The sequence below is a fragment of the Geobacter sp. SVR genome (assembly GCF_016865365.1).
GTDB lineage: Bacteria > Desulfobacterota > Desulfuromonadia > Geobacterales > Pseudopelobacteraceae > Pelotalea.
This window is the reverse complement of the sequence record NZ_AP024469.1, coordinates 1,165,997-1,191,252: the sequence shown is the minus strand read 5'-3', so window position 1 is coordinate 1,191,252 and position 25,256 is coordinate 1,165,997. Positions and strand designations below refer to the sequence as shown.

The window sequence follows — 25,256 nt, the reverse complement described above, 5'->3', positions numbered from 1 at the left end:
TCAAGTTCTATCTATTACTATCACCACGTATTACTATCACCACGTCAGCAGTCCAACCGCCTTTTCGAGTATCAGCATGGCGTCGGCTATGTCGATGGTTCCGTCCGGCGCCGGCTTGCCGTTCACCAGCGGGGCCACGTCGCCGGCCGCCAGTTGGGCTGACGTGGGGGTGGACAGCCCCACGGCCATCTGCAACGCCAACAAGGCATCGGCAATGTCCACCTTGCCGTCCCCGTTGATGTCGCCGGAAGGAAGCGCAGACAAGACATAGATCACGTTCCGCTGCGTCGTGACGCTGTTGCCGGCCTGGTTCGTTGCGGTTACGGTTATGGCGTACTGCTTCGCCGATGCAAAGCTGATCAACTGCTGGAAGGCACCGTTTGCCACAGGCGGCGTATAGATTTGGCCGTCACAGGTGATGGTGACGCTCACGTCGGTTACGCTATCGCTGGCTGTGCCGGAGATGGTCAGGGATGCCTGGCTGGTGGTGATGTCCTGGGCAGGATCGGTGATTGACAGGGTCGGCATGGTGGTGTCGGAAACCACGGTTCGCTTGACCGTGGCGTGGTTACCGGCCAGGTCAACGGCACTGACGGTTATGGTGTTCGTCCCGGCAGCCAGGTTGAGGGTGACGCTGAAAGTGTTGCCGTTCATGGCGGCGGATTGGGCGGTGCCACCGTTGACGGTCGCCTGGACCGTGGCGGTTTTGTCCACGGTTCCGGTTACCGTTACAAAGGAAACAGCCAGGACGCTGTTGTCGGCAGGTAAGGCGACGATGATCGCCGGTGCGGTGGTATCCAGGGTGATGTTGCGGCTGTCGGTGGTGGTCGTGCCAGCGTTGTCGGTTGCGATTGTGGTGACGGTGTTCATGCCCTGTTGCAGGGTGAGGGCCAGAGAGAAACTGCCGTTGGCGGCCAGGGTCACCGCCGTGCCGTTGACGGTGAGCGACCTGATGCCGTTGATGGCGGTGGCCGTGCCGCTGATGTTGAGGACGGCGTTATTGGTGACACTGTTGTTCGCCAGGGTGGAGACGGTCAGGACGGGCGGGGTGCTGGCGAAGGCGATCACCAGGGTTCCGCTGGCCGTTCCGGTGTAGTTGACGGTGTTGATTGTGGCGGCAACCGGATAGCTCCCCACTGCGCTGGGCGGTGTGGGAACCCCATTGTAGCTGACCTCCACCGGGAGGCCGGCCGGAGTGGTGGTGGCGGTCACGGCCTTGGGCGTGCCGTCGTAGACCGCCTCCAAGTTGCCCAGGGTTACCGTTGCGGTGGCCGCGGCTATGGTCAGTGTGCCGCCGGCATAGGTGAAGCTGTAGTTGTTCGAGGAGAGGTTGCCCGCTCCCACAGTGATCGGGTAGCTCCCCACCGTGCTGGAGCTGTCGGCGGTGCAGACCAGAGAGGGCGAGCCGACCAGGACCGAGGCGTTCTCGTTGTTTACGAATCCGCCGTAGGTAACGCTCAACAAGGGATTGGCCGTGCCGAAGCTCCTGGTCTTGTTCTCGGCCGTGACGGTGAGGACGGCCCGGTTGACCGTCAGAGTCTGCTGGGCCGAGGCCGCGGCGAAGTTGCCGTCCCCGGCCTGGCTGGCAATGATGGTGCTGCTGCCCGAGCCCAGGATGGTGACCGTGGCGCCGTTGACCGTGGCCACCGCCGGGTTGCTGCTCGCGAAGGTGACCGGGTTGTTGGAGCCGCCCCCCGTGGCGGAGAGGTCGAAGGGCGTGTCGCCATAGATCCTGGCCGCTAATTCGGCAAACGTGACGGTCTGGCTGGCCACGTCGATGGCCAGGGTGCCATTGGCGGCTACAAAGGTGTAGTTGGTGGCCGAGAGGCCGCTCACCACCGGGACGATGGGGTAGCTCCCGGCGGGGCTGGCCTGGACGGCGGCGGTGGTGAAGGTGGGGACCCCGGTGACCACGGAGCTGTCGTCACCATTGACGAAACCGATGTAGGTGGCCGTGAAGGTCGGGTTGGCGCTGTTGTAGGTACGCTGTTTGTTGTCGGCCGTGACCGCGAGGAGCGCCTTGGTGACGGTCAGGCTCTGCTGGGCCGTGGCCGAGGCGTATGCTCCCGGGGTGCCGGCCTGGCTGGCAATGATGGTGGTGGTGCCGGCCCCCACAATGGTGACCGTGGCGCCGTTCGCCGTGGCCACGGTGGTGTCGCCGCTACTGTAGGTGATCGGGTTGCCGGAGGCGCCGCCCGTGGCCGTGAGCGTAAAGGAGCCGTCGCCGTAGCCCTTGGCGGCCAGGGGGTTGAAGGTGATGGTCTGGCTGGCAAGCCCGACGGCCAGGGTGCCGGTGGCGGTCGTGAAGGTGTAGTTGGCGGCGGAGAGGCCGCTCACCACCGGGGTGATGGTATAGCTCCCCTGCGGGCTGCTGCTGTCGGCATTGGTGGTGAAGGTGGGGGCGCCGGTGATGACCGAGGCGTTCTCACCGTAGACGAAACCGGAGTAGGTGGTTGTGAAGGCCGGATCAGCGGCGCCGTAGGCACGGCTCGTGTTGTCGGCCGTGACCGTGATCACCCCCTTGTTCACGGTCAGGGTCTGCTGGGCCGTGGCCGGCAGACAGATGGCGTCGCCCGCTTGGCTGGCGGTGATGACGGCCGTGCCCGCCCCCACGATGTGCACCAACCCGTTGCTGGTGATGGTGGCGACCGAGTCGTTGTCGCTGCTGTAGGTGATGGGGAGGCCGGTGTCCACCGTGGCGCCGGGGCCGAAGTCCGAGTCGCCGTAGCTCTTGGCGGCGGGTGCGGCAAAGGTGATGGTCTGGCCAGCCTTGCCGATCACCAGGGAGCCGCTGGCCGTGCCCTGGTAGTTGGTATCGCTGACCGTGGCGATAACCGCGTAGCTGCCGACTGACGTGGGAGCGGCGGCGGAGCCGTCATAGGTGAAACTCACCGTGAGCCCGGATGGAGTGGTGGTTGCTGCCGCTGCTTTTACCATACTGTCGTAGGTGGCGCTCAGGCTCGCCGGGGTCAGGGTGACCGTGGCGGGCGCCTTGTTGATTACCAGCGTGCCGCTGGCAGTGCCGGTGTAGTTGTTGTCATTTATCGTGCCGATGACCGCATAACTGCCGGCGTTGGCCGGCGCCGTGGCGGAGCCGTTATAGGTGAAGGTGACGGTCTTGCCGCTCGGCATAGTGATGGCGCTGGCGCTCTTCGTCGTGCCGTCGTAGACCGCATTCAGGCTACCGAGGGTGACGGTGGCCGTACCTTTGCCGATTACCAGCATGCCGCTGGCCGTGCCTTGATAGTTGGCATCACTGATGGTGGCGACTACCGCGTAACTGCCCAATGTCGTGGGGAGAGCGGTGCTACCGTTGTAGGTCAGGTTCACGGTCAGGCCTGCCGGGGCGGAGGTGGCTGTGGCGGCTTTTGCCGTACCGTCGTAGACCTGGCTGAGGTCGCCGATGGTTACACCGCCTGTGGCTTTGTTTACCACGATGCTGGCGGTGACGTTTGCGCTGCTGTAGGTGCCGTTGCCCGCCTGCGAAGCCTGGATACTGATAGTTCCTGTGCCGGTGATGGTCAACTGGTTGCCGCTGATGCTGCCGGGACCGGTGGTAACGCTGAATACCACCCCCAGGCCGGATGAGGCCGTGGCGTTCAGGGTGATCGGCCCGTCTCCGTAGGTGGCCGTTATGGGAAGGGAAAAGTTGGAGATGGTCTGGTTGAGTTTCGGAATAGTAAACTTCTGGATGCGATTATTGTAAGTGTCGGCGACGTAGACATTACCGGCCGAGTCCACGGCGATCCCGTAAGGATGATTGAATTGACCGTTGCCGCTGCCAGAAGAGCCCCAGGAGGTTACAAAGACTCCATTGGAGTCGAACTTCTGGATACGATTGTTTCCGTAGTCGTTGACGTAGACGTTGCCAACCGAGTCCACGGCGATGCTACGAGGGTAGGTGAACTGCCCTGTGTCGTTGCCATATGAACCCCAAGCGGTCACAAAAACGCCGTTTGAGTTAAACTTTTGAATGCGGTTATTGTAGGTATCGGCGACGTAGACATTACCGGCCGAGTCCACGGCGATCCCGTAAGGATGATTGAATTGACCGTTGCCGCTGCCGGAAGAGCCCCAGGCAGTTATGAAGGTTCCGGTTGCATCGAACTTCTGGATGCGACTGGTGTCGATGTCGGCAACATAAACATTGCCGGCCGAGTCCACGGAGATACCGAAAGGCGAACGAAAGTGCCCATTATCGCTGCCATAAGAACCCCAGGCGGTCACAAAGCCTCCACTGGAGTCGAATTTCTGGATGCGGTTATTCCAAGTATCAGCAACGTAGATGTAACCGGCCGAGTCTGCAGTGATACCTTGAGGATAGGTGAATTGCCCGTTGTCGCTACCTTGCGAGCCCCAGGCAGTTGCGAAGGTTCCGGTTGCGTCGAACTTCTGGATGCGGTTGTTATTGGTCTCGACGATGTAGACATTGCCGGCCGAGTCCACGGAGATATCTTGGGGATTGATGAACAGCCCGTTGTCATTGCCTTGCGAACCCCAGGTGGTCATAAAACCACCACTGATGTCGAACTTCTGGATGCGGTTATTGTAGGTATCCGCGACGTAGACGTTGCCGGTCAAGTCCACGGTGACACCTTGAGGGGTGTAAAACTGTCCGGGGCCTCTGCCCCAGGCCCCCCAGGCGGTTACAAAGCCTCCATTGGAGTCGAACTTCTGGATACGGTTATTGTAGGCGTCGGCTACATAGACATTACCCTCCGAATCCACGATGATACCTTGAGGATTGGAAAACTTCCCGGCACCGCCGTATCCCCAAGAACCCCAGGCGGCAACAAAGGCACCACTGGAGTCGAACTTCTGGATGCGGTCGTTACGGGTGTCGGCGACGTAAACGTTGCCGCCCGAGTCTACGGTAATGCCTTCAGGATAGCTGAACTGCCCGTTATCACTGCCTTGCGAGCCCCAGGTGGCTATAAATGTACCGGTTGAGTCGATCTTCTGGATACGATGGTTACCGGAGTCGGCAACGTAGATGTAGCCGGCCGAGTCCACGGTGATACCTTGAGGACTGCTGAACTGTCCGTTGCCGTCCCCATACGAGCCTAAGCTGCCCACAAAGCCTCCGTTGGCGTCAAACTTCTGGATGCGGTTGTTTGCAGAGTCGGCAACATAGACGTAACCGGCCAAGTCTACGGTGATGCCGGAAGGCTTGCAAAAGAGTGTGTTATAGCCGCATGTGGATCCCCAGGAGGTAACAAAGCCTCCGTTGGCGTCGAATTTCTGAACGCGGTTGTTTTCAGTATCAACAACGTAGACGTTGCCGCTGGCGTCAACTGCTACACCTTTCGGACTATTAAAATACCATGGCTGGGTCAGTTGGGGCTGAAGTCGTTCGAAACTGTAGGCAAGGGTGGGGTCGATGGTGTACGCATAGGTTCTTACCTGCTCATTGTTGCCGGATGTGTCGCGGGAGTAGAATCTGAGCGAGGTGGAAGAAGCAATGCTGATCGGGCCACTATAGACCGTAGTTGGGGTACAGCCATCTCCCAGGCAATAGTAGGTGGTTGCGCAACCACTGCCGGAGATGTTGGAGCATGTCAATGTCACATTCTGGGTGGTGGCATAGGTTCCCATTATTGGAGAAGGAGTGGTCTGGATCGGTGTGGCGTTGGCGGCAAATATCGCAGTAACATTCTGTGCCTGAGTCATGGTAACGCTGCAGCTGCCGACACCTCTGCATGCCCCGGTCCAGCCGACGAGCCTGGCGCCGCTATCGGGTATTGCGGTAAGGGTGACGGCAGTGCCGCTTGGGTATGACTGGTTGCATACTCCAGTGCAACTGATATCTGGAGGCGGTGTGGAGCGGAGCGTGCCGGGGCCGCTCACCCTTAAAGCGAGGGAATAAGGTACATAGGGGGTAACGCTGTTTGAGGGTGCCGATGCCGGTCCAGTGCCCCCAACAGCGTTAGTGGCGGTGGCCGTGAAGGTATAAGCGGTGCCATTGGTGAGCCCAGCGACATCAATCGGCCCGGCAGTACCGGTGGCGGTGATGTTGCCAGGAGCGGAGGTCACCGTATAATAGAGGATAGTGCCGCCGCCGTCGGATGCTGGAGCGGTGAAGCTCACCGTGGCCCGCCCATTGCTTCCGGCGGTCGCTATTACTCCAGTCGGCGCATCGGGAGGGCTGGCGGGTGTGGCGCTGTTTGAAGGAGCAGAAGGCGAACCGGTCCCAAGGGTATTGCTCGCGATGACCGTGAAGGTATAGGCGGTACCATTGGTAAGCCCGGCAACGACAATCGGTCCGGCCGTGCCGGTGGCGGTGATGTTGCCGAGAGTGGAGGTTACGGTGTAGGAACTTACCGTGCCGCCATTGTTGGCGGCTGGGGCGTTGAAGTTCACCGTAGCCTGCCCATTGCCGGCGATGGCCGTCACTCCGGTCGGGGCGTCAGGAACGCCGAGGACAATATTTTGGGTTGAGAATGTGTAAGAGTTGCCCGCAAGCTGATGGACCGGCAGGAATGCATTGGTCAGGGAAAGGTAATGGATAGCGTCGTTACGTGAGATGCCGCTTCCGAAATCCTTGGCATTGGCGGTGGTAAACGAGTTGTAATCAACGTGGATGTCGCCATTTTGAAACAGAACCACCTCGAAGTTGTTCGAAAGAGCCAAACCTTCATCGGAATAAGTTTCCGTTTGCCATTCGATTACGATCCGCTCCGGATTGGTTTTGTGTTGAACAAACACCCCTCCTGTGAAATATGAGGAAAGATCGTTGTTCCAAGCAGCGATCACGGGACCTTTGCCGTTGGAGGCGAGGTTGAAGGAGCTGGCAGAACCGGTTGTGCCAAACCAGACATTGCCGTTGGTGTCGGCTGTGATCTGGCTGTAAGGCTGTCCATAAAATGTAAATGGCCACGGCAGGGCATAGGTGACGGTCGATTCGTCGCCGTAAGCATAATCGTAATCCGTGGTTGCAACATCAAGACGGCTTGCCGTCGTTCCATCCCATGAAGCGGTGGGGCTGTTCTTATTCAACCCATAGAAACCATCCGTGGTTGCTAATGCAGGGAGCGAGGCGGTCAAAATAACAAAGAACAAGGCCAATGTGAAACGAGGTTTCATGGGAAATTCCTAAATAAAAATAGTTTTCCGCAAGCCTTTTGTCAATTGAACCTTTTGTATGCTATTTGTCCGATTTGCAAGTGCAGCAAGAAAGTCGCTCAATCAGCAGGCGCTGACCAGCGACCTTGATGCTTGCTCTTGATGCCTCGGAATGTTCTGTGCAATGTCCATCAATGGATTTTCTCCAATATTAATTGATGAAGATAGGTACATTACAACAAATATCATGTCAATTAATTAATTAGACAACACATCATTCCGAACCGAAATGTGCTTCTACGTAGCTATTATTTCAATTAAAATAATAGCGGTCGCTGAGTGAAAACTAGAGCCAGAATTCAAGGCGGCTTATGACGAGTTGGAATTGGAGTTTGCCCTGCTGCGTGAGCTGCTGCTTACCCGGCAGCGGGCTGGTTTAATCCAGACGGAAGTGGCGAAAAAGACGGGGACAAAACCTCCGACTGTAACTCGGCGGGGAACAGCCTTGTCGGACCAGAGACATTCACCGACCATTGTGATCTTGAAAAATACGCCCAGGCTGTAGGGTTGCAAGCTCGAAGTTCACCTTGTTTCAACCAAGGCAACTCATAACCAGCTTGGATAAAATTGTCATAGAAAAGCCAAATGGCCGATCCCTCAGCGAATCGGCCATTTGCTGTTTTATCGAGGCTTATTACTTCTTCACCGGCGGAATGAAGATCCCGTCCGGGTCGAGCACATCGTGGATGAAATGCAGCTCCTCCCGGGTGGGGGGCTTGGTCTCGCCCGCCACGCGGGAGATATCCAGGTCGAACTGGCACATCTCCCTGATTTCCGCCGGGGTCTTGCCGGGATGACAGGTGTCGAGGTACATCCGGCCGCTCTGCTCGTCGAAGCGGAATACGCCGGCCGTGCTGATCACCGCCGATGGTCCGCCCCGGTAGGCGGAGCCGTACAGCTCGCGACGGTGGACGAAGTCGCCGCCGGGCCACTTCTTCACCCGCCAGCCGGGGCTGGTGATGTAGCTGACGTGCGGCACGAAGCGGCGCTTTTCGTGCACCATGATGAAGACCGTGCGCCGGGCAAAGGAGTTGATGTCCGGATTGCCGCCGCTGCCGGTCAGGCGCAGCTCCGGCTCCAGGTAATTACCGATGCAGGTGGTGTTGACATTACCGTACTGGTCCACTTCGGCTCCCCCCAGGAAACCGAGATCCACCAGCCCGCGTTGGGCAATGCTGAAGGCGTCGTTCAGGCCCGAGGCGCGCGAGGCACCCATCTCGCAGCGGGCATCACCTACCGAGGTCGGCAGCTCAGGAGGGCGGCCATCCAGGGTGCCCGCTTCGAAGATCAGCTTCAGGTTGGGAGCATGGGTCTTCTGGGCCAGCATGATGGCCACCATCGGCAGACCGGTGCCGGCGAAAACGATCTCGTTGTCACCCACCTCGCGGGAGGCTGCGCAGCACATCAGGTCCGCCAGCCCGTATTCTTCCGGATTCGCGTAGTCACTCATGTCACTTCCCCCCCTTCTTCTCGCGTGGGCTGTAATTCAGGGCCGTGTTGGCCTTCAGCTTCAGCATGCGCGGCCAGCCCAGCTTCTCCAGGTAGCTCATGTGGTCGAGGCCGTGGATCCACTCCTTGGCGAAGTCGTCGAAGCCCTCCTGGGTGCGGGTCATGCTGTAGAAATCCTTCAGGAAGTAGCCGTCCACGTCGTAGCGTCCGAACATTCCGGTGGGGTGGGCACCAAAGGGGCACTCCACCACGTAATCGACCTCGAAGCTGGGGATGGTATTGCGGTCAGCCTCACGCCGCAGGTACTCCTCCGGCACGATCTCCTCGGCGAAGGCGATGGTGATGTCCGCCGCCCGGGCCGCCTCGGGATCGGAATAGTACTGGCCGGCCACCCGCACGGTCCCCTCCTCCCCCACCTGCTGAACGCACAGCATAGCCACGTCCAGCTTCACGGCCGGCACCAGCACCTGGGGCCCGGCCCCGAAGAAGGGGTCATCCACGAACTGATACTTGTGCCGGGCGATGCGGGGATTGTTGCCGTCGCGCAGGCCCGCCTTGCCGAGCATGTCGTATTCGGGATTATGGATGTCGGTGCCGAGCGAGGTCTGGGTCACGGCGTAGGCGGAGCCGGAAGCGGCGGCGGCAAAGCGGAACATCATCTGGGCGTGGCTGTAATCCTCCACGATGATGGTCTTGTTGCCCACCCGGCGTGACAGGTTGGCGCCGTACTTGCCGTACAGCTCGTGCCCCACCCAGCACGATTCCCAGATATCGACGCACCCGGCCCCCACCAGGAACTCGGTCTGGGGTCCGCCGTTGACCTCAATCAGGTGGAGTCCCTTGCGCTGCTGACGGATCAGCTCATACACCAGGGCAAAGGGGCGGCGCCAGATGGTGAAGCCGGAAAAGGTCAGGCTGGAGCCGTTTTTCACCACCTCGGCCGCTTGCTGCAGGGTAATGCGTTTGCCAGTACTCATGCGTCCCTCCTTGTTCTGGAAGGTTGCTGAAAAACAGCCATCTCGCCGCCGTCCTCGAAAGTCACCTTGTGCGGCGTAGCACTGTTTATACCCCTGAGGGTACTACGCCTCCGCGGGCCTTTCTGCGGGTGCGACGATCTGGCCATTTTTGAGCAACCTATAGTATCGTCACTCGTCTCAACACTATGAGAAGTTCCGCAGGATTTCCCTTGAGATGATCACCCGCTGGATCTCGCTGGTGCCCTCGTAGATCGAGGTGATGCGGGCGTCGCGGGTGTAGCGCTCGATGGGGAAGTCCTGGGTGTAGCCGTAGCCCCCCAGCATCTGCATGGCCTTGTAACAGGCCCGGTTGGCCGCCTCGGTGGCGAACAGCTTGGCCATGGAAGCCTCCTTGGCAAAGCTCCTGCCGGTCTCCTTGCGGAAGGCGGCGTTCATCAGCAGCAGGCGGGCCGCCTCCAGCTCGGTGTAGCCGTCGGCCATCATCCACTGCAGGGCTTGGAAAGAACTGATCTTCTGGCCGAACTGGGTCCGCTCCGTGGCGTAGCGGGTGGCAAAGTCCATGGCCGCCAGCCCGATCCCCAGCCCCAGTGATCCGATGCCGATCCGCCCACCGGTCAGCTCAGCCACCGCAATGCGGAAGCCGTCGTTCAACCGCCCCATCATGGAGCTGGCCGGCACACGGCAGTTGTCGAAGATGACTTCGTTGGTGGCCGAGGCATGCTGCCCCATCTTGTGTTCCTGCTTGCCGATGATCAGGCCGGGAGTGCCGGCCTCTACCAGGAAGCAGCTGATCCCCTTGCCCTTGGGGGCATCCTTGTCGGTCACGGCCCACACCACGAACACGCCGGCATAGGGAGCGCTGGTGATAAAGATCTTGGAGCCGTCCAGCACGAAGTGGTCCCCGTCCTGCACCGCACGGGTGCACATGGCGGAGGGATCGGAGCCGGCACCGGTCTCGGTCAGGGCGAAGCTGCCGGCCGCGTACTCGCCGGAGCAGATGCGGGGAATGTAGGCCCGCTTCTGTTCCTCGGTCCCCACCGCTTGGATCACCTCGCAGACCATGTTGTTGACCGACACGGTCACCGCCGTGGAGGCGCAGACCCGGGCGATCTCGGTCATGGCCAGGCTGAAGGCCACCCCCCCCGCCTCAGAGCCGCCGTAGGCCTCCTTGACGTTGAGCCCCATGAAGCCCAGCTCGGCCAGCTTCTTCAGGTTGGCCAGAAAGGCCGGGCGGTCATCCTCCCGGTCCAGCCGGGCTGCCAGCGGCTCCAGTTCGGAGGCGGCAAAGGAACGGGCGGTTTCCTGGATTAGCTTCTGCTCTTCGGTCAACTCGAAGTTCATACTTTCCTCCTCACGTGCATACCGTTCGGTCACGACAAAACGGATTCATTGCAGTGCCAGGGCCACCACCGGGACGTCCTGATCCTGGCCCCACTGCTGCCAGTCTGCCGCGCTCCGGGAGGCAAACACGCGCCGGTAGTCATCCGGGCCGGAGATGGCAAGCAGCGTCTCCAGGCGCTCTTTGAAATGCGGCTCAAGTGCCGCCAGAGCGATCCATCCGTCATTGGTCGGATAGATGTTGTACTCGGACAGCCCGCCTCCCAGCAGGGCTCCGGGGGCGGTGGAACCGTAGCGCAACGGCTCGGCCATGGCTGCCGCGGCCTCGAACAGGGCTACCTCGGCATAGCCCGCTTCGTGACCGCGTTCCCGTCCCAAAAGCAGCGCCAGGGCACTGCTGACCGTCAGCTCGGTCCCGGCCATGTCCGCCAGCAGGGTGCGCGGCATATGGGGCGGATTAATGAGCCCCAGCGAAGCCTGGTAGGTCAAGTCGTGCCCAGCCTCATCCTGGCGCGGGGCCGGGAACCCCACTATGGCCACCTGGCACAGCCTTGGAAAGCGCTCGTGCAGGCTTGCCCAATCCAGTCCCATGCGCTTCAGGGCTACGGGCCGGGTGGCGGTGATCAGCAGGTCGGTGTCCGCCAGCAGTTCGTCCAGCTTCCGGCGCCCCTCGGGGTCCTTAAGGTCGAGCCGGAGCACGGTCTGGCCGGCAGCCATGTCGCGGTACCAGCCGGCATGATAGCGCTCCATTGGATCGCCTGCCGGCGGCTCGAGCTTGATCACCTCGGCCCCCATCCGTTTCAGCCGCGATGCAGCGGCCGGTCCAGGCAGATTGACGGCCAGATTCAGTATGCACAGGCCCTTCAGCGGTTGCATGCCCTCTCCCTGTGTCATGGTTCAGTTCAGCGCCCCAGCTTGGTGGTGAAGGCCGGTACGAACTGCATCACGTCCGCCACCACCAGTACGTCGGCCACCTCGCCGATGGGGGCGTCCTTGTCCTTGTTGATGGCCACGATGAAATCGGACTTCTTCATGCCGGCCAGATGCTGGATGGCGCCGGAGATGCCGCAGGCCACGTAGAGCTTGGGGCTGACGGTCTGGCCGGTGGTGCCGACCTGGTGGTCGTGGCCGACCCAGTCGGCGTCCACCACCGGACGGCTGGCCCCCAGTTCCCCCCCCAGCGCCTTGGCCAGGGCAGCGATCACGGGCACATTGTCCTTCTTGCCGATGCCGCGGCCGGCACTGACGATCACCTCGGCCCGGGCCAGGTCGACCCCCTTGGCCTCGGCCGGCTCGTAGCCGACGAATTCTACCTTACCGGCGGCCGCCGTGCTGAGCGGGATCACCTGGGGTTGTCCCCCCGGCTGCAGCCCGGGAAAGGCGCCGGCCTGGATCGTCACCACCGCCCTGGCCGTAGTCGGCTGGACGGTGCGCCGCATCTTGCCGTTGCAGCAGCCGACCTCGTAGCCCCCCTCCGCCAGCCCGATCACCTCCGACACCTGGGCAGCCCCCAGACTGGCAGCCACCCGCGGGGCCAGATCCCAGCCATAGGAGGAATGCAGGAAGACGATGCAGTCCGGGCTCTCCTGGCGGACCGCCTCAAGGACCAGCTGTTTATGCAGGTCGGGATTGTATTCGCCGCACAGTCCGGCATCAGCCAGGTAGAGCCTTCCGCCGCAGGCGGGCAGCCGGCCGCCGTCCCCCACCAGGAACAGTGCACTCTCGGCCTGCAGCCGGACGGCAAAGCCCAACAGTTCGTAGGTGCTGTCGAGCAGCCTGCCTTCGCGGTATTCGCCGATCAGTAGTAATTTCATGGTTATCTCCTTTGGAAAACAGGCTAAGGGTAAGGTTGAGGTTAAGAAGCTTTCTCAACCTTACCCTTAACCTCAACCTGCCTCATCGCAGAACTGCGGTCTTTTCCTTGAGGATGCCGATCACCCGGTCCACCAGGTCGTTGACCTCCCCTTCCAGCACCAGCCCCCCTCCCTTTTTGGCCGGATGATGGAAGCTCAGGGTATTGGTCCGCGCCTCTGAGGTAAGCAGATCGGTCACCGGAATGGCGGCGATCTCCTTTTTCTTGGCCTTCATGATGTTGGGCAGGGTGGGATAGCGAGGGATATTCAGCCCCAGCTGGCAGGTGACCAGGGCCGGGGTCCTGAGCCGGACCACCCCCTTGATGCCCCCTTCCAGCTCGCGCTTGGCAATGATGGTGCCGTTGTCGTACTCGAAGCCGACCAGAGTGGTGGCGCAGGCCAGGCCGAGCTGCTCCGCCAGGTAGACCCCCACCTGGGCAGAGCCGCGGTCCTGGGACTGCATGCCGGTGAAGATCAGGTCGAAGCCCTGCTCCTTGGCATAGGCAGCGATGATCGAGGCAATCTGCCAGGGGTCCTTCAGATGCACGGCCGGGTCCTGGACATGCACCGCCCGATCGCAGCCCATGGCCAGGGCCTTCTTGATGGCCTCCACCACGCGGTCCGGACCGATGGAAAGCACCGTCACCTCGGGAGTATCCCCCAGCTGTTCCTTGAGGCGCACCGCCTGCTCCACGGCGAATTCATCATATTCGTTCATGCGGAAGGCCAGATCGTTGTCAACGAACCAGACCCCAGCGGCATCGGGCTTGAAGCGGGATTCCAGGTCCGGGACCTGTTTGATGCAGACCAGTATCTTCATGGTTACCTCCTGTTAATAGTCCTGTAAAACAAGGCATGGAATACGGATCACATCTGAAAAGGTAGGAAACATCGGATCTAACAATGTCAGATCCTTAATCCGACGTTATCCGCTTTTCCCGCTTTTTCCGCGTTCTATAGCCGTTAAGCCCTGATTCTTTCCGCCAGGATCTCTGCCAGATCCCTGACCCGGATCTCCCCCTCCACGCCGCCGGTCTTGATGCCGTCCTCGAACATGGTCAGACAGAAGGGGCAGTTGGATACCAGCAGCGGTGCACCGGTGTCGTGGGCCATATTCACCCGGGCAACGTTGATGCGGCTGCCGATTTTCTCCTCCGCCAGGATACGGCCGCCGCCGGCGCCGCAACAGAAGCTGTCGTAACCGCTGTTGTCCATCTCGGTGATGTGCCCCCCAGCCTGGCGGATGATACCCCGGGGCTGTTCGATGATGTCCATGTAGCGTCCCAGGTAGCAGGAATCGTGGTAGGTGCAGTCGAAGGGTGCTGCTGTCAGTTTCAGCCGGTTGTCCGCCAGCAGTCCGGCGATGAAGGTGGCGTAGTGTTCGACCGGGATATCCAGCCCCAGGTCGCGGTAGTCCTTGGCCAAGGTGTTGAAGCAGTGCGGGCAGGTGGTGACGACGCGCTTGACGCCGTAGCCTTTGATCAGCTCGATGTTCTCGGTGGCCATCATCTGGTAGAGATACTCGTTGCCCAGTTTGCGCGGCGGCTCACCACAGCACTTCTCCTCCTTGCCGAGGATGCCGACCCGGATGCCGGCCGCATTGCAGATCCTGACGAAGTTCCTGGCGATCTCCTGGTTGCGCTTGTCGAAGGAGGCATAGCAACCGACGAAGTAGAGGAGATCCACCTCCGGGTCCTCGGCCATGACCCGCACGTCAAGCCCCTGGGTCCAGTCGCCCCGGCCGGCATATGCCAGGCCGAAGGGATTGGCGTTGACCTCCAGGTTGCCGATGGCAGTGCGCACCTCGTCGCCGGGAAAGGCCCCTTCCATCAGGGTCAGGTTGCGCCTCATCTCCAGGATCTTGTTGACATGCTCGATATTGGCGGGGCAGATATCCTGGCAGGCGCGGCAGGTGGTGCAGGCCCACAGCACGTCCTGGCTGACGGCCTGGCAGAGGTTGGCTTCGGGAGTGTTAACAGCCACCTCTCCGATCTGCTGGACCACCTTCATGGGGGAGAGCGGCTTATCGGTGGCAGAAGCGGGGCAGCGGTCCTGGCAGCGCTTGCAGGCGGTGCAGGCATCCGCGTCGAAGATGTCCTTCCAGGTCAGGTCCTTGACGGTGGCGGCGCCGAACTGTTCGGCCTGTTCGTCTTCCAGATTGATGGTGGGGATGAAGCCTTTGGGTTCCAGGGGGACCAGAAAGCCGTTGGCGCTGGTGGTGAAGATGTGGCGCAGCTTGGTGTAGGGGATGGCGCAGAATAAGCCGAGCACCAGCACGAAGTGTAGCCACCAGAGCAGCTTGTGGACCACTGACAGCGTGTCCGGGCCGGCGGTCATGAACAGCCGGGCCGCCAGCAGGCCGCCGGGGGAATACAGCGCCAGGGCGGGGTTCTGACGCACTTCGGTGGCAGCCATACGGGCCCCCTCGATCAGGAAGCCGGTCACCAGGATGGCGAACAGGAGCTGCAGCACGATGTAGTCGTCGCACACGATCTCCAGCCCCTTGGGCTGGATCACGAAGCGTCGGATGAACAGGCCGGCCAGCATCAGGATCGCCAGGATGCCGGCCAGGTCCAGGGCCAGCGAAAAGCCCTTGTAGAACTCGCCAGACAACAGGTTGACCTGCATCAGCGGCGTGAAGAAATCGGCCTGGAGCATCACCAGCATGGTCCCAACGAACAGCACCAGAAAGCTCCAGAAGAACAGGGCGTGGGGCAGGCCACCGTCCCTTACCCGGAAAACCCTCTGCTGACTGAAGATATCGGCTATCAGGCGCTTGACCCGTTCGTCATAGCGGCCGAGGCGGTCGAGCGGCTTACCCTGACGCCAGACCGGCAGGCGCTGCCAGAAGCCCCACGCCAGGACCGCGAAGGCGGCGATGGCCAACAGGTACATGGGGAGGACCACCCCATGGCCGACGTTCCAGTAGATCTCGCGGGTTGCTTCCATACACTCTCCGGTTTACCTGGTTTGCCTTTTCTGATTCTCATTTTGCCTTTTCTCCCCATCGTCACAGCTGAGTGAGTAAGGCGGTTGCGGAAGAAGCGCTCCGACTGTCTGAGCGAAGCGAGTTTCGGAGCGCGCCGCAACTGCCGACGGAGCGAGGGAAGTCCCGCAGGGACCTGTGGCGTTTGGGGCGCCGTTTTCTTTGCCTCCTTTCTTTTGGGCGAGCAAAAGAAAGAAGGTGGGTCCGGGCAAAGCCCGGGAACTACGACAATAGCAGCTTCGAGATGACTACCCGCTGTACCTCATTTGTCCCCTCATAGATCTCAGTAATCTTGGCATCACGGTACATCCGCTCCACTTCATAATCGGCAATGTAGCCGTACCCGCCATGGATCTGCATTGCTTCCTTGGTGACATAGGTGGCGGTCTCAGAAGCGTGCATCTTGCACATGGCCGATTCCATGGTGTAGTTCTTCTTGGCATCTTTGAGGCAGGCCGCCCGATACGTCAGTAGCCTGCTGGTTTCGATGCTGGTCCACATGTCGGCCAGTTTGAACTGTATGGCCTGAAAGTCACAGATCGGCTGATCGAACTGTTTGCGCTCCTTGGAGTAGGCCAGGGACCGTTCGAAGGCGCCGGCAGCGATGCCCAGCGCCTGGGAGGCAATGCCGATGCGACCGCCGTTCAGGGTGTCCATGGCGACATTGAATCCCTTGCCCTCCTGACCAAGCAGGTTTTCCACCGGTACCCGCAGGTTATCGAAGGCAAAGGCGGTGGTGTAACTGCCGCGAATACCCATCTTGTTCTCGTTTTTGAGAATGGTAACGCCGGGTGATTGCAGATCGACGATAAAGGCACTGATTCCTTTGTGCTTGAGGCCGCGGTCAAAGGAGGCCATCAACACGCCGGTCCCCAGATAGCCGCCGTTGGTGATGAAGGTCTTGCTGCCGTTGATGACGAATTCGTCCCCTTCGCGGCGATACATGGTGGCGGTGCCACCGGCATCGCTGCCGGCATTGGGCTCGGTGAGAAGGAAGCATCCGATTTTTTCGCCGCTGTTGAGTGCCGGCAGCCACTTTTTCTTCTGCTCCTCGGTGCCGAAGGTATAGATCGGCCCGCTGCACAGGGAGGTGTGGGCCGAAATCAGCACGCCGCTGGAGCCGCAGGCCTTGGAGACCTCTTCCACCACGATGGCGTAGGAAAGCATGTCGAGCCCGGCCCCGCCGTACTCCTCGGGGAAGTAGCTGCCCATGAAGCCCATTTCTCCCATCTTCCGGACCAGACTGTCGGGAATCATGTGATCCTCATCGATCTGTTTGGCGATCGGCTTGATCTCCTTCTCGACAAAATCCCGTACAGCCGACTGCAAAACCTTGTGGTCCTGGCTCAGTTCGAAATCCATAAGAAAAACCTCCCGGTTTTTTCAGGTTAAGGTTGAGGTTAAGGTCGAGGAAAAACCTTAACCAAGAGCCTGCCTGTTCTTTCAGAGTAAGTTCAGTGTGGGTTTAATGTGTTCTCAACCTTAACCTCAACCTGTTTTTTCTCTATCTGCCTTTGAATTCCGCCTTGCGCCTCTCTCCGAAGGCGGCCATGCCCTCTTTCTGGTCCTCGCTGGCGAACAGTACCCCGAACAGGGAGGCCTCGTAGCGGAAACCGTCCCCCTTGGCCATGTTGAGCCCGTTCGCCACGGCATCCTTGGCGCTCGCCACCGCCTTGAGCCCGTTGCGGGCAATCGCCTCCGCGGTCTCGCGGGCCTTGACCAGCAGTTCTTCCGGCGGGAAGACCTCGTTGACGATGCCCCACTCGCCGGCCTTGACAGCGCTGATCATGCGGCCGGTAAAGATCAGTTCCTTGGCCCGGTTGGGACCGATCAGGCGCGCCAGGTTCTGGGTGCCTCCGAAGCCGGGAATCACCCCCAGGGTCACTTCCGGCAGGCCGAATTTGGCCTTTTCCGAGGCGTAGATGAAATCACAGGCCAGGGCCAGCTCCAGCCCGCCCCCCAGGGCAAAGCCGTTGACCGCCGCGATGACCGGCTTTTTCATCTGCCCGATCAGCTGCATCACCCGCTGGCCGGTACAGGCGAATTCGTGGGCCTGGCAGGCGTCCATGGCAGCCATTTCCTTGATATCGGCCCCGGCCACGAAGGCCTTCTCCCCAGCGCCGGTCACAATCACCACCTTAACCTCCGGGTCTAGTTCCAAGCCGTACAGGGCGCACTCCAACTCCCTGAGCACCTCGCCAGTCAGGGCGTTCAGGCTCTGGGGACGGTTAACGGTCAAGGTGGCGATGCCATCCACGGTTTCGATCAGTAGGTTGCTGAATTCCATTGAAAAACTCCTTTCGCCACAGAGGACAAAGCCAGAAACTATGGAACTCGGAACCTACGGAAAAATCGGATCAGTTCGGATTTTTTAAAGACCAGTTTTATGATTAAATCCGTCTTTTCCTGTCTGTTCCGCTTTTTCCGTGTTCCATTGCTTTTTTTCGCGCCCTTTCTGGCACCTCATCAGTAGGTATAAAATCCGCGTCCCGATTTGCGCCCCAGGTAGCCCGCATTGACCATCTTCACCAGCAGCGGGCAGGGGCGGTACTTGGGATCCTTGAAGCCGTCGTAGAGTACGTTGGCGATTGCCAGTACCGTGTCGAGGCCGATGAAATCCGCCAGGGTCAGGGGCCCCATTGGCTGGTTGGTGCCGAGCTTCATGCCCTTGTCGATGTCCTCGGCCGAGGCGATGCCCTCGTACAACGCGAAGACTGCTTCGTTGATCATCGGAATCAGTACGCGGTTGACGATGAAGCCGGGATAATCCTGGGACACCGCCATCTCCTTCTCCAGCTTGCCCACCAATTCGGCTGTCAGGGCAAAGGTCGCATCGCTGGTGGCATGGCCGCGGATTACCTCCACCAGCTTCATGACCGGCACGGGGTTCATGAAATGCATGCCGATCACCTGTTCCGGCCGCCTGGTGACCGCCGCGATCTTGGTGATCGGAATCGAGGAGGTGTTGGAGGCCAGAATGGCACCGGGCTGCACGATCTCATCCAATCTGCGGAAAATATCCAGCTTGAGCGGCTCGTGTTCGGTAACCGCCTCCACCGCAAAATCGACCCCGGCTAGGTCTTTCATCTCTCTGGTGGCGGTGATGCGCGAGATGGTTTCTCCCACCAGGCCCTCCGGAATGGCACCCTTCTTGGCCTGCCGTTCCAGGTTCTGTTGTATGGTGGCCAGCGCCTTCTCCAACTGCGCTTCGGCAATGTCGTAGATGACGACCCGGTAGCCGAACTGGGCAAAGACATGGGCAATACCGTTGCCCATCTGCCCTGCCCCGAGAACTCCTACTGTCTTGACCATTCTGATCCTCCTAAGAAGCAGGTTAAGGTTAAGATTGAGGCGGCGCTGAGTGACGGTTGTGTTTGGTTGAGTTTCTTTGCTTCAACAGCGTTTGTTCCTCAACCTCAACCTCAACCTTAACCTCAACCTTGGTTCTCTCTCATACCCTTTCGAAGATGACCGCAACCGCCTCGCCGCCGCCGATGCACAGCGTGGCCAGCCCGTAGCGCGCCTTGCGTCGGTGCAGTTCGCGGATCAGGGTGGCGGCCAGCCGTCCGCCGCTGGCACCGATGGGATGGCCGAGGGCGCAGGCGCCACCGTTGACGTTGACCTTGTCCACCGGCAGGTTGAGCGCCTTGATGGCCAACAGCGCTACCGAGGCGAAGGCCTCGTTGATCTCGAACAGGTCGATGTCGCTCAGCGACAGTCCGGCCTTTTTGCAGACCGCCTCGACGGCGGCGACCGGCGCCTCGGGGAAATAGTCCGGGTGTCTGCTGGCAGTGGCACTGGCAACGATGCGGGCCTTGGCCGCCAATCCATGTTTCTTGAGTCCGGCGGCATTGGTCAGCAGGGCCAGGGCCGCTCCGTCGTTGATGGTGGAGGCGTTACCGGCGGTAATCGTACCGTCCTTGCGAAAAACCGCCCGCAGCTGGGTCAGCTTGCTCATATCCCCCTTGAAGGGTTCTTCGTCCGTGGCCACGGTCTCGTCCCCCTTTTTGCCCTTTTTAACCACCGGTACGATCTCATCGTCAAAAATGCCACTGTTGACGGCAGTCTGGGCCAGCTCATAGGAACGGATTGCAAAGGTGTCCTGGTCGGTGCGGGTCAGTCCGGCACGGGCGGCGCTGTCCTCACCGATTTCGCCCATGTGGCGGCCGCTGTAGGGGTCTTGCAGGCCGTCGTAGATCAGCAGATCGAGCAGTTCGCCATGCCCCATGCGGTAGCCGCTGCGCCCTTTCTTGAGGATATAAGGGGCGAGGGTCATATTTTCCATGCCTCCGGCGATCACCACCTCGGATTCGCCGAGCCGGATGCTGTCGCTGCCCAGCATGATCGCTTTCAGGCCGCTGCCGCAGACCTTGTTGATGGTCATGGCATGGCATGCATCGGGAATACCGGCAGCCCGCATGGCCTGCCGCGCCGGTGCCTGGCCGCAGCCGCCGGAGAGCACCTGGCCGATGATCACCTCGTTTACCGTCTCGGCCGGCAATCCGGTCTTCTCCAGCAGCCCTTTGATTACCGTTGCAGCCAGCTGCGGCGCATCCACATCGCCCAGCACGCCGCCGAACGAACCGAAGGGGGTACGCAGCGCTTCCACTACAAAGACATCGCTCTCGCTCATGTCAGATCCTCCAGCTTTGGTTTGGTGGGAGCATAAACTCAGTTTACGTACATGTCAAGCAATTACAAAACATGTTTATATTCAAAACAAAGCACTACGTCTTACCGTATCTCAAGGAGACTGACTTCTCTTCCGCAGATACGATAAAAGTGGCGATTCCGAATATTCTGCCTGAATCGCACAATGTTTCCGCCCCAATAAAGACAGCCGTTTCGTCATTTATTCTCCCCATAGATAGCATGACAACTTTCTCTTCATTCCAATAAGATAATCGTGCAACCCCGATGCCGGACACAACCAGCGTTCATGGCACAAAATGCAGGACGACATGAGCCGATGCCGGTAAAGCGCCTGCATAGGCCACGCTGGCAGGTATCGACAAACAAAGTTTTGTTTAAATTATTTTACCAGAAAGAGGTTTGGAACGTTGGACAGGAAAAGCGGAAAGAAGCGGGGATGCCGGAGACATCCCCGCTTGATGCTGCATGAGTTGCGGATGCGGAAGTGGGCGTTTCGGAAATCTCAGAGGTAGACGATATCGTCGGGAATGTCAGTCAGGTTCATCCCGCCGTCCGCACTGACCGCAAAAGTATTTTCTATTCCGATCACACCGAGACCGGGAAAGACGAATTTGGGCTCGATGGCAATGGTCTGCCCGGCCTGCAGCGGCACTTTGAAGCCTTGGGCCAGGACCGGGAACTCGTCCAGTTCCAAGCCCACTCCATGGCCTACAAAACGTGCGTTCTCGCCCGGAGCCCCCATGAAGTGCCGGCCGAGTCCGGCCTGTTCGGCCATCTCCGCAGCCTTGAAGAAAAGCTCTTCGCAGATCGCCCCCGGGACCAGCCCCGCGACTACAGTCCGTTGAATGGCCAACGAGGTTGCAAAAGCCCGCTCCAGTTCCGCATCCAGCGATCCAATGACGAAGATGCGGGTCATATCGACGATATAGCCGTCGAAGACGCCGGTATAGTCGACGAATACCGGCGAGTTGGCAGTTATGACCTCGTTGGATGAACCCTGCGGGGAAGCGGCCGACAGCCCCTGCCCGGTGACGGCACCATCAAAGAAACCGGGCTTTACGGCATTGGTTCCGGTCAGGGCCATCCCCAGAAACAGTTCTTGGTTGAAGGCGCGCATCCTGACAAACCCTTCACCCCCGGCCTTCCTGAGGCGGTATTCGAATTCCGCAGCCAGATCAAGCTCGCGCATGCCAGGCTTCAGAAATTCCGGAATCTGGCTGAAGATCCCGCACAGAGCCCTGCCCGCCTTTCCCATCAGTTCCAGCTCCCCCTCGGACTTGACCGAGCGGATCTCGCGGTTGATACCGGAAATGTCGACGAACTCGCGCCCCGGCATCAGCTTGTTGTACAGGTTGTACTGCTGGACCGGCACGACATCGAAGGTGAGACCGACCTTCCTGACCTCCTCCCCGAACAGGGCCGGAAATTCCTTGCTGGAGGGGAAGGGGCGGATATCGGCAATCATCGCCTCTTCCCTGGCCCTCAGGTAACTCTTGCGCACCAGCAGCAGCGGGTTGCCTGTGGCCGGCACCCACAGGACCGAATTCTGCCGCGTGCCTGAAAAGTAGAAGACATCGATAGGCAAGAGGATCAGCGCCCCATCGATCCCCTTGTTCAGCAACTCCTGCTGCAGGCGTGCAATACGCCGACCCGATTCCTCAACAGTTATCATACGGTTTCCCCCAGTCTTCGAAGAATGCGATTTCGCTGAGCTCTTTGCGCGGACGTGCCTTCGGCTCCTGGTCGGGATAGCCGAGCGGCGTCACTCCCACAACCCTGAAACGATCCGGTATACCCAGAGCAGTCCTGATGGCCCCCTCCTCGTACCATCCCATCCAGCAACTGCCCAGACCCAGGGCATGAGCCGCTAGGCAGAGGTGCTGGAAAGCGATGGCTGTGTCGGCGACGTAATACTCGATGCCGTTCTCGATGCCGGACTCCTCCTGATCAGCGCAGACGACGATCACCACCGGTGCCTGAGCCAGGGCCTTCTTGCCGGGATTGTCGTCCGGGAATGCATCCAGCATCGCCCGCCTCTTGCCCTCATCGCTCAGCACGAGAAAACGCCAGCATTGCTGATTCTTCCACGACGGCGCCAGGCGGGCCGCATCCAGTATCTGCTCGATCTTCTGGCGTTCAACCGGGATATCCTTGTATTTTCTGATGCTGCGCCTGTTGCCGATTACCTGAAAAATGTCCATGTGCACCCCTGCTTTCAGTTGTCATAGATGTGAAACCGAGTCCGTCACCATACATCAAATTTTTTATACTTCGAGTTTGAATTCCCAGGCGCACCAGAAATCATCAGGGTGCTCGTCCGGCGGGCAGGCGATGCAGCGGGTGGCGATACGAGGATCCACTGTCCTGGCAAATTCGGAGTACTCGACAATTCCCACCGATTTGCAGGGATGGTCGGCAAGCCCTTTCCGTTTGCGTGCCGATTGGACCCGGCAGTCGAGCATCCTGAACACCGCCCGCGTATCGGTCACCTCGATGCATTCCTGCAGGTTCAGCCGGGCATAGAAGCGGTGCTTCAGGCATTCCACCAGGGCCAGTATGCCCCCTCCGGGCCTGATTCCCCGCCGCTCCATGATCCGCTTGGCCTCGATCACCGTAAACGACCGCCAGGCATCGGTGTCGATATCCACCGCCACATCCATGCCGTAGCGCTTCTCGATCGCCTGGAACCAGACCCCATCGTGGGCCAGCCAGTTTTTGGCGTCATCGACTATGATACGCACCAGTTCTTCCTTGCTCAGGTCGTACAGCAGGGCGACCCCTTCGTCTCCCGCTCGCTCGGCACTGGACATGATGCACCTCCCTGAAATTCCTGGAATAAATTCCCTTCCGATCGGAAGAGAGCAACCGTGTTCGGGTAGATTGTTGCGGCCACATCAAACCAAGGTCATTTGACCCGGTGAAGTGTATACATCTTTACGTGCATGTCAAGCAAAAGTAAAACATGATTATACAATATTTGATTAATCTGACAGGCAGGCAAAATGATGCGGCGAAGCGGGGTCTGCCAAGACATGAACGGCAAAAAGAAGAGAGGTTATATGGAATGGCTGGTACGGCTTACAGGTTGTCCTGGCACTCCCGCAGCCAGGCAAACAGTTCCTGCAGAACAACCGGCTTGGGGAAGACCTTGCATCCGAGCTCCCTGGCGGCCTCTCGATCGGATGGGGACAAATTGCCCGAAATGACCGCTCTGTGCCTGACTGCCTTGCAGCCCCGCAGGCTCTGCTGGCGGATCAACTCCAGACCGGTCATGTGCGGCATATAATTATCGGTGATCAGGATATCGCCGCAGGAAAGTTCCCGCGGACATCGGCACACGGGGTCGCCGTTCAGCCGGCACATCTGTGGGTCAGTGTAGCCCGTTACCTCGTACCCGCGTGCGGTCAGGCACTTTCTGAGCATCTCCAGCGTCAGGACATCGTCCTCGAAAATCACAACTCTGACAGACATTGTACCTCCATTGTACTGATCCGGGTGTCATGATGTAAGTTCTCGGTCCAATGACTGTTTCTCCAGTTAAGTCTGTTACGCCGGCGCTGTCAAGCCATTTGCGTCGAGGAGACGCCCCCTTGGAAAGAAACCCTTTCGGGAAACCGCAGCGAATCGGGCAAGAGAGCTGGCGGAGGCGCAATAGCATGTGGTACCATGCTGTAATGGGCCAACGGTTCGCCGATCACAGGGGGGGATGTACTATCGTCGCGCCTTTCCCGAAATATCCGCAATGCCGATCCTGAACACTCTGGTCTGACCGGAGTGAGCCTCGATGTAGCGCTGCCCCTCGGACATGAAGTTGTGCGAATACTTCACGACCAGTTCCTCCAGAGCGCGCTGTTTTTCGGTGCCGAACACCTCTTCTCCCCTGCCGGAAACGATCACGCTTTCGTAACGGGTGGCAAACTGGTCCGGCAGCAGTTCGGTTGTCCCAACCACGCAAAATGATACGCTGCTGTTGGCGGCGATATTGTCCAGCTTGTGCCCTTCCACTGCACAGTGGAAATAAAGGGCCTCATCCATGAGGCAGTAACTGACCGGAACACCGTATGGCGCCCCGTCCGCGGCAACCGTCGAGAGCACTCCGTATTCTCCCCGGGCGAGCAGCTCACGTTTTTCCTCAGGGCCGAGGGCCCGATCTTTACGACGGAGGTCCTTCTGCATGCAATGGCACCTTTCCTGATTGATGCTGTTTTCCCATCCTGTCTCTGTACCGGTGACAGCAGGTAAGTACAAAAGTCGGCTGTCCAAGCCGGTACTGCTAGCTATGTACCACAAGCTCCGCGGAAAAGACACTCAATATCCCGCTCCGGCCGACGGGCCCGTTTTCTTGTCTTCCCCCTCACAAAAACGGCCCCGCCTCTGCATGCACAGAAGCGGGGCCATGTAACAGCACGCCAGGATATCAGTGTGCGATCGACTGGCGGAACTTGTTGATCTCCCTGATCAGCTCGGTGCGATCGAAGTAGATCTCATTGCGTTTGATCTTCCCCTGATCGTCGAACTGCAGAAAGCAGAGCCCGACGCACTCCACAACAACCTTGTCTCCCACCGGGATGCGGGCTGCCAGTTTGTTCATGAAGCCCCCTTCCAGCGGGATCGGTTCGATCTGGGTCCAGACCCAAGCGGGATTATGGGCAAGCACCTTGGTGAAATAGATCCTGAGCTGTTCCTTGCCGCGAATGCCGAGCGGGCGGCCGGGGTCCAGGAAAAAGGCATCGTCCGCATAGAAGGCCAGCAACTCTTCCGGCTTGTTTCCGGTCCACTTCGGCAGCCAGCGGTCGGTGAATTCACGCGCCTGTTCTGTGGTCATCATGGTCGCTACTCCTTCTGCGCCTCTCGGCTTTTTGGGGACACTATACACAC

Annotated in this window: 18 protein-coding genes; all 18 read right to left on the bottom strand. The window is 59.8% G+C overall.

Annotated features, from left to right (window positions below):
• Nucleotides 1–36 precede the first annotated feature (36 nt).
• A complete protein-coding gene (locus GSVR_RS05490; protein WP_173201250.1) occupies nucleotides 37–7,083 on the bottom strand; it encodes an MBG domain-containing protein in 7,047 nt (2,348 codons plus the stop codon).
• Between the two features lie 673 nt (nucleotides 7,084–7,756).
• A complete protein-coding gene (locus GSVR_RS05485) occupies nucleotides 7,757–8,572 on the bottom strand; it encodes a CoA-transferase subunit beta (protein ID WP_173201248.1) in 816 nt (271 codons plus the stop codon).
• Nucleotide 8,573: 1 nt separating this feature from the next.
• Entirely contained in the window at nucleotides 8,574–9,548 is a 975-nt protein-coding gene (locus GSVR_RS05480) for a CoA transferase subunit A (protein ID WP_173201246.1), read from the bottom strand.
• A gap of 183 nt (nucleotides 9,549–9,731) precedes the next feature.
• Nucleotides 9,732–10,889, bottom strand: coding sequence for an acyl-CoA dehydrogenase family protein (locus GSVR_RS05475; protein WP_173201244.1), 1,158 nt, complete (start codon nucleotides 10,887–10,889; stop codon nucleotides 9,732–9,734).
• Nucleotides 10,890–10,934: 45 nt separating this feature from the next.
• Complete coding sequence (locus tag GSVR_RS05470; RefSeq protein ID WP_173201242.1) at nucleotides 10,935–11,762, bottom strand: CoA transferase; 828 nt, start codon at nucleotides 11,760–11,762, stop codon at nucleotides 10,935–10,937.
• A gap of 26 nt (nucleotides 11,763–11,788) precedes the next feature.
• On the bottom strand, nucleotides 11,789–12,700 hold the full coding sequence (locus GSVR_RS05465; protein WP_173201240.1) for an electron transfer flavoprotein subunit alpha/FixB family protein: 912 nt from the start codon (nucleotides 12,698–12,700) through the stop codon (nucleotides 11,789–11,791).
• Nucleotides 12,701–12,782: 82 nt separating this feature from the next.
• The gene (locus tag GSVR_RS05460; RefSeq protein WP_173201238.1) at nucleotides 12,783–13,559 is read right to left on the bottom strand and encodes an electron transfer flavoprotein subunit beta/FixA family protein; all 777 of its coding nucleotides are present in this window, start codon (nucleotides 13,557–13,559) and stop codon (nucleotides 12,783–12,785) included.
• Between the two features lie 143 nt (nucleotides 13,560–13,702).
• Complete coding sequence (locus tag GSVR_RS05455) at nucleotides 13,703–15,688, bottom strand: heterodisulfide reductase-related iron-sulfur binding cluster (RefSeq protein ID WP_173201236.1); 1,986 nt, start codon at nucleotides 15,686–15,688, stop codon at nucleotides 13,703–13,705.
• Nucleotides 15,689–15,947: 259 nt separating this feature from the next.
• Nucleotides 15,948–17,087 (bottom strand): acyl-CoA dehydrogenase, encoded by a 1,140-nt coding sequence (locus tag GSVR_RS05450; RefSeq protein ID WP_173201234.1) that lies wholly within the window; start codon nucleotides 17,085–17,087, stop codon nucleotides 15,948–15,950.
• 142 nt (nucleotides 17,088–17,229) lie between these two features.
• Entirely contained in the window at nucleotides 17,230–18,012 is a 783-nt protein-coding gene (locus GSVR_RS05445; protein WP_173201232.1) for an enoyl-CoA hydratase/isomerase family protein, read from the bottom strand.
• A 179-nt stretch (nucleotides 18,013–18,191) separates the two neighbouring features.
• Nucleotides 18,192–19,037, bottom strand: coding sequence for a 3-hydroxybutyryl-CoA dehydrogenase (locus GSVR_RS05440; protein WP_173201230.1), 846 nt, complete (start codon nucleotides 19,035–19,037; stop codon nucleotides 18,192–18,194).
• A gap of 139 nt (nucleotides 19,038–19,176) precedes the next feature.
• Nucleotides 19,177–20,358: a thiolase family protein gene (locus GSVR_RS05435; RefSeq protein WP_173201228.1), complete on the bottom strand. Its 1,182-nt coding sequence runs from the start codon at nucleotides 20,356–20,358 to the stop codon at nucleotides 19,177–19,179.
• A gap of 522 nt (nucleotides 20,359–20,880) precedes the next feature.
• Nucleotides 20,881–22,050, bottom strand: a complete 1,170-nt coding sequence (locus tag GSVR_RS05430) for a Xaa-Pro peptidase family protein (protein ID WP_173201226.1) — start codon at nucleotides 22,048–22,050, stop codon at nucleotides 20,881–20,883.
• Entirely contained in the window at nucleotides 22,037–22,579 is a 543-nt protein-coding gene (locus GSVR_RS05425) for a nitroreductase family protein (RefSeq protein WP_173201224.1), read from the bottom strand. The genes GSVR_RS05430 and GSVR_RS05425 overlap by 14 nt, the downstream gene beginning before the upstream one ends.
• 63 nt (nucleotides 22,580–22,642) lie before the next feature.
• Nucleotides 22,643–23,188, bottom strand: a complete 546-nt coding sequence (locus GSVR_RS05420) for a DUF6125 family protein (protein WP_173201222.1) — start codon at nucleotides 23,186–23,188, stop codon at nucleotides 22,643–22,645.
• 268 nt (nucleotides 23,189–23,456) lie between these two features.
• Nucleotides 23,457–23,849 (bottom strand): response regulator, encoded by a 393-nt coding sequence (locus GSVR_RS05415; RefSeq protein ID WP_173201220.1) that lies wholly within the window; start codon nucleotides 23,847–23,849, stop codon nucleotides 23,457–23,459.
• 240 nt (nucleotides 23,850–24,089) lie between these two features.
• On the bottom strand, nucleotides 24,090–24,554 hold the full coding sequence (locus tag GSVR_RS05410) for a pyridoxamine 5'-phosphate oxidase family protein (RefSeq protein ID WP_173201218.1): 465 nt from the start codon (nucleotides 24,552–24,554) through the stop codon (nucleotides 24,090–24,092).
• 241 nt (nucleotides 24,555–24,795) lie between these two features.
• Nucleotides 24,796–25,206, bottom strand: a complete 411-nt coding sequence (locus GSVR_RS05405) for a nuclear transport factor 2 family protein (RefSeq protein WP_173201216.1) — start codon at nucleotides 25,204–25,206, stop codon at nucleotides 24,796–24,798.
• Between the last annotated feature and the right edge of the window lie 50 nt (nucleotides 25,207–25,256).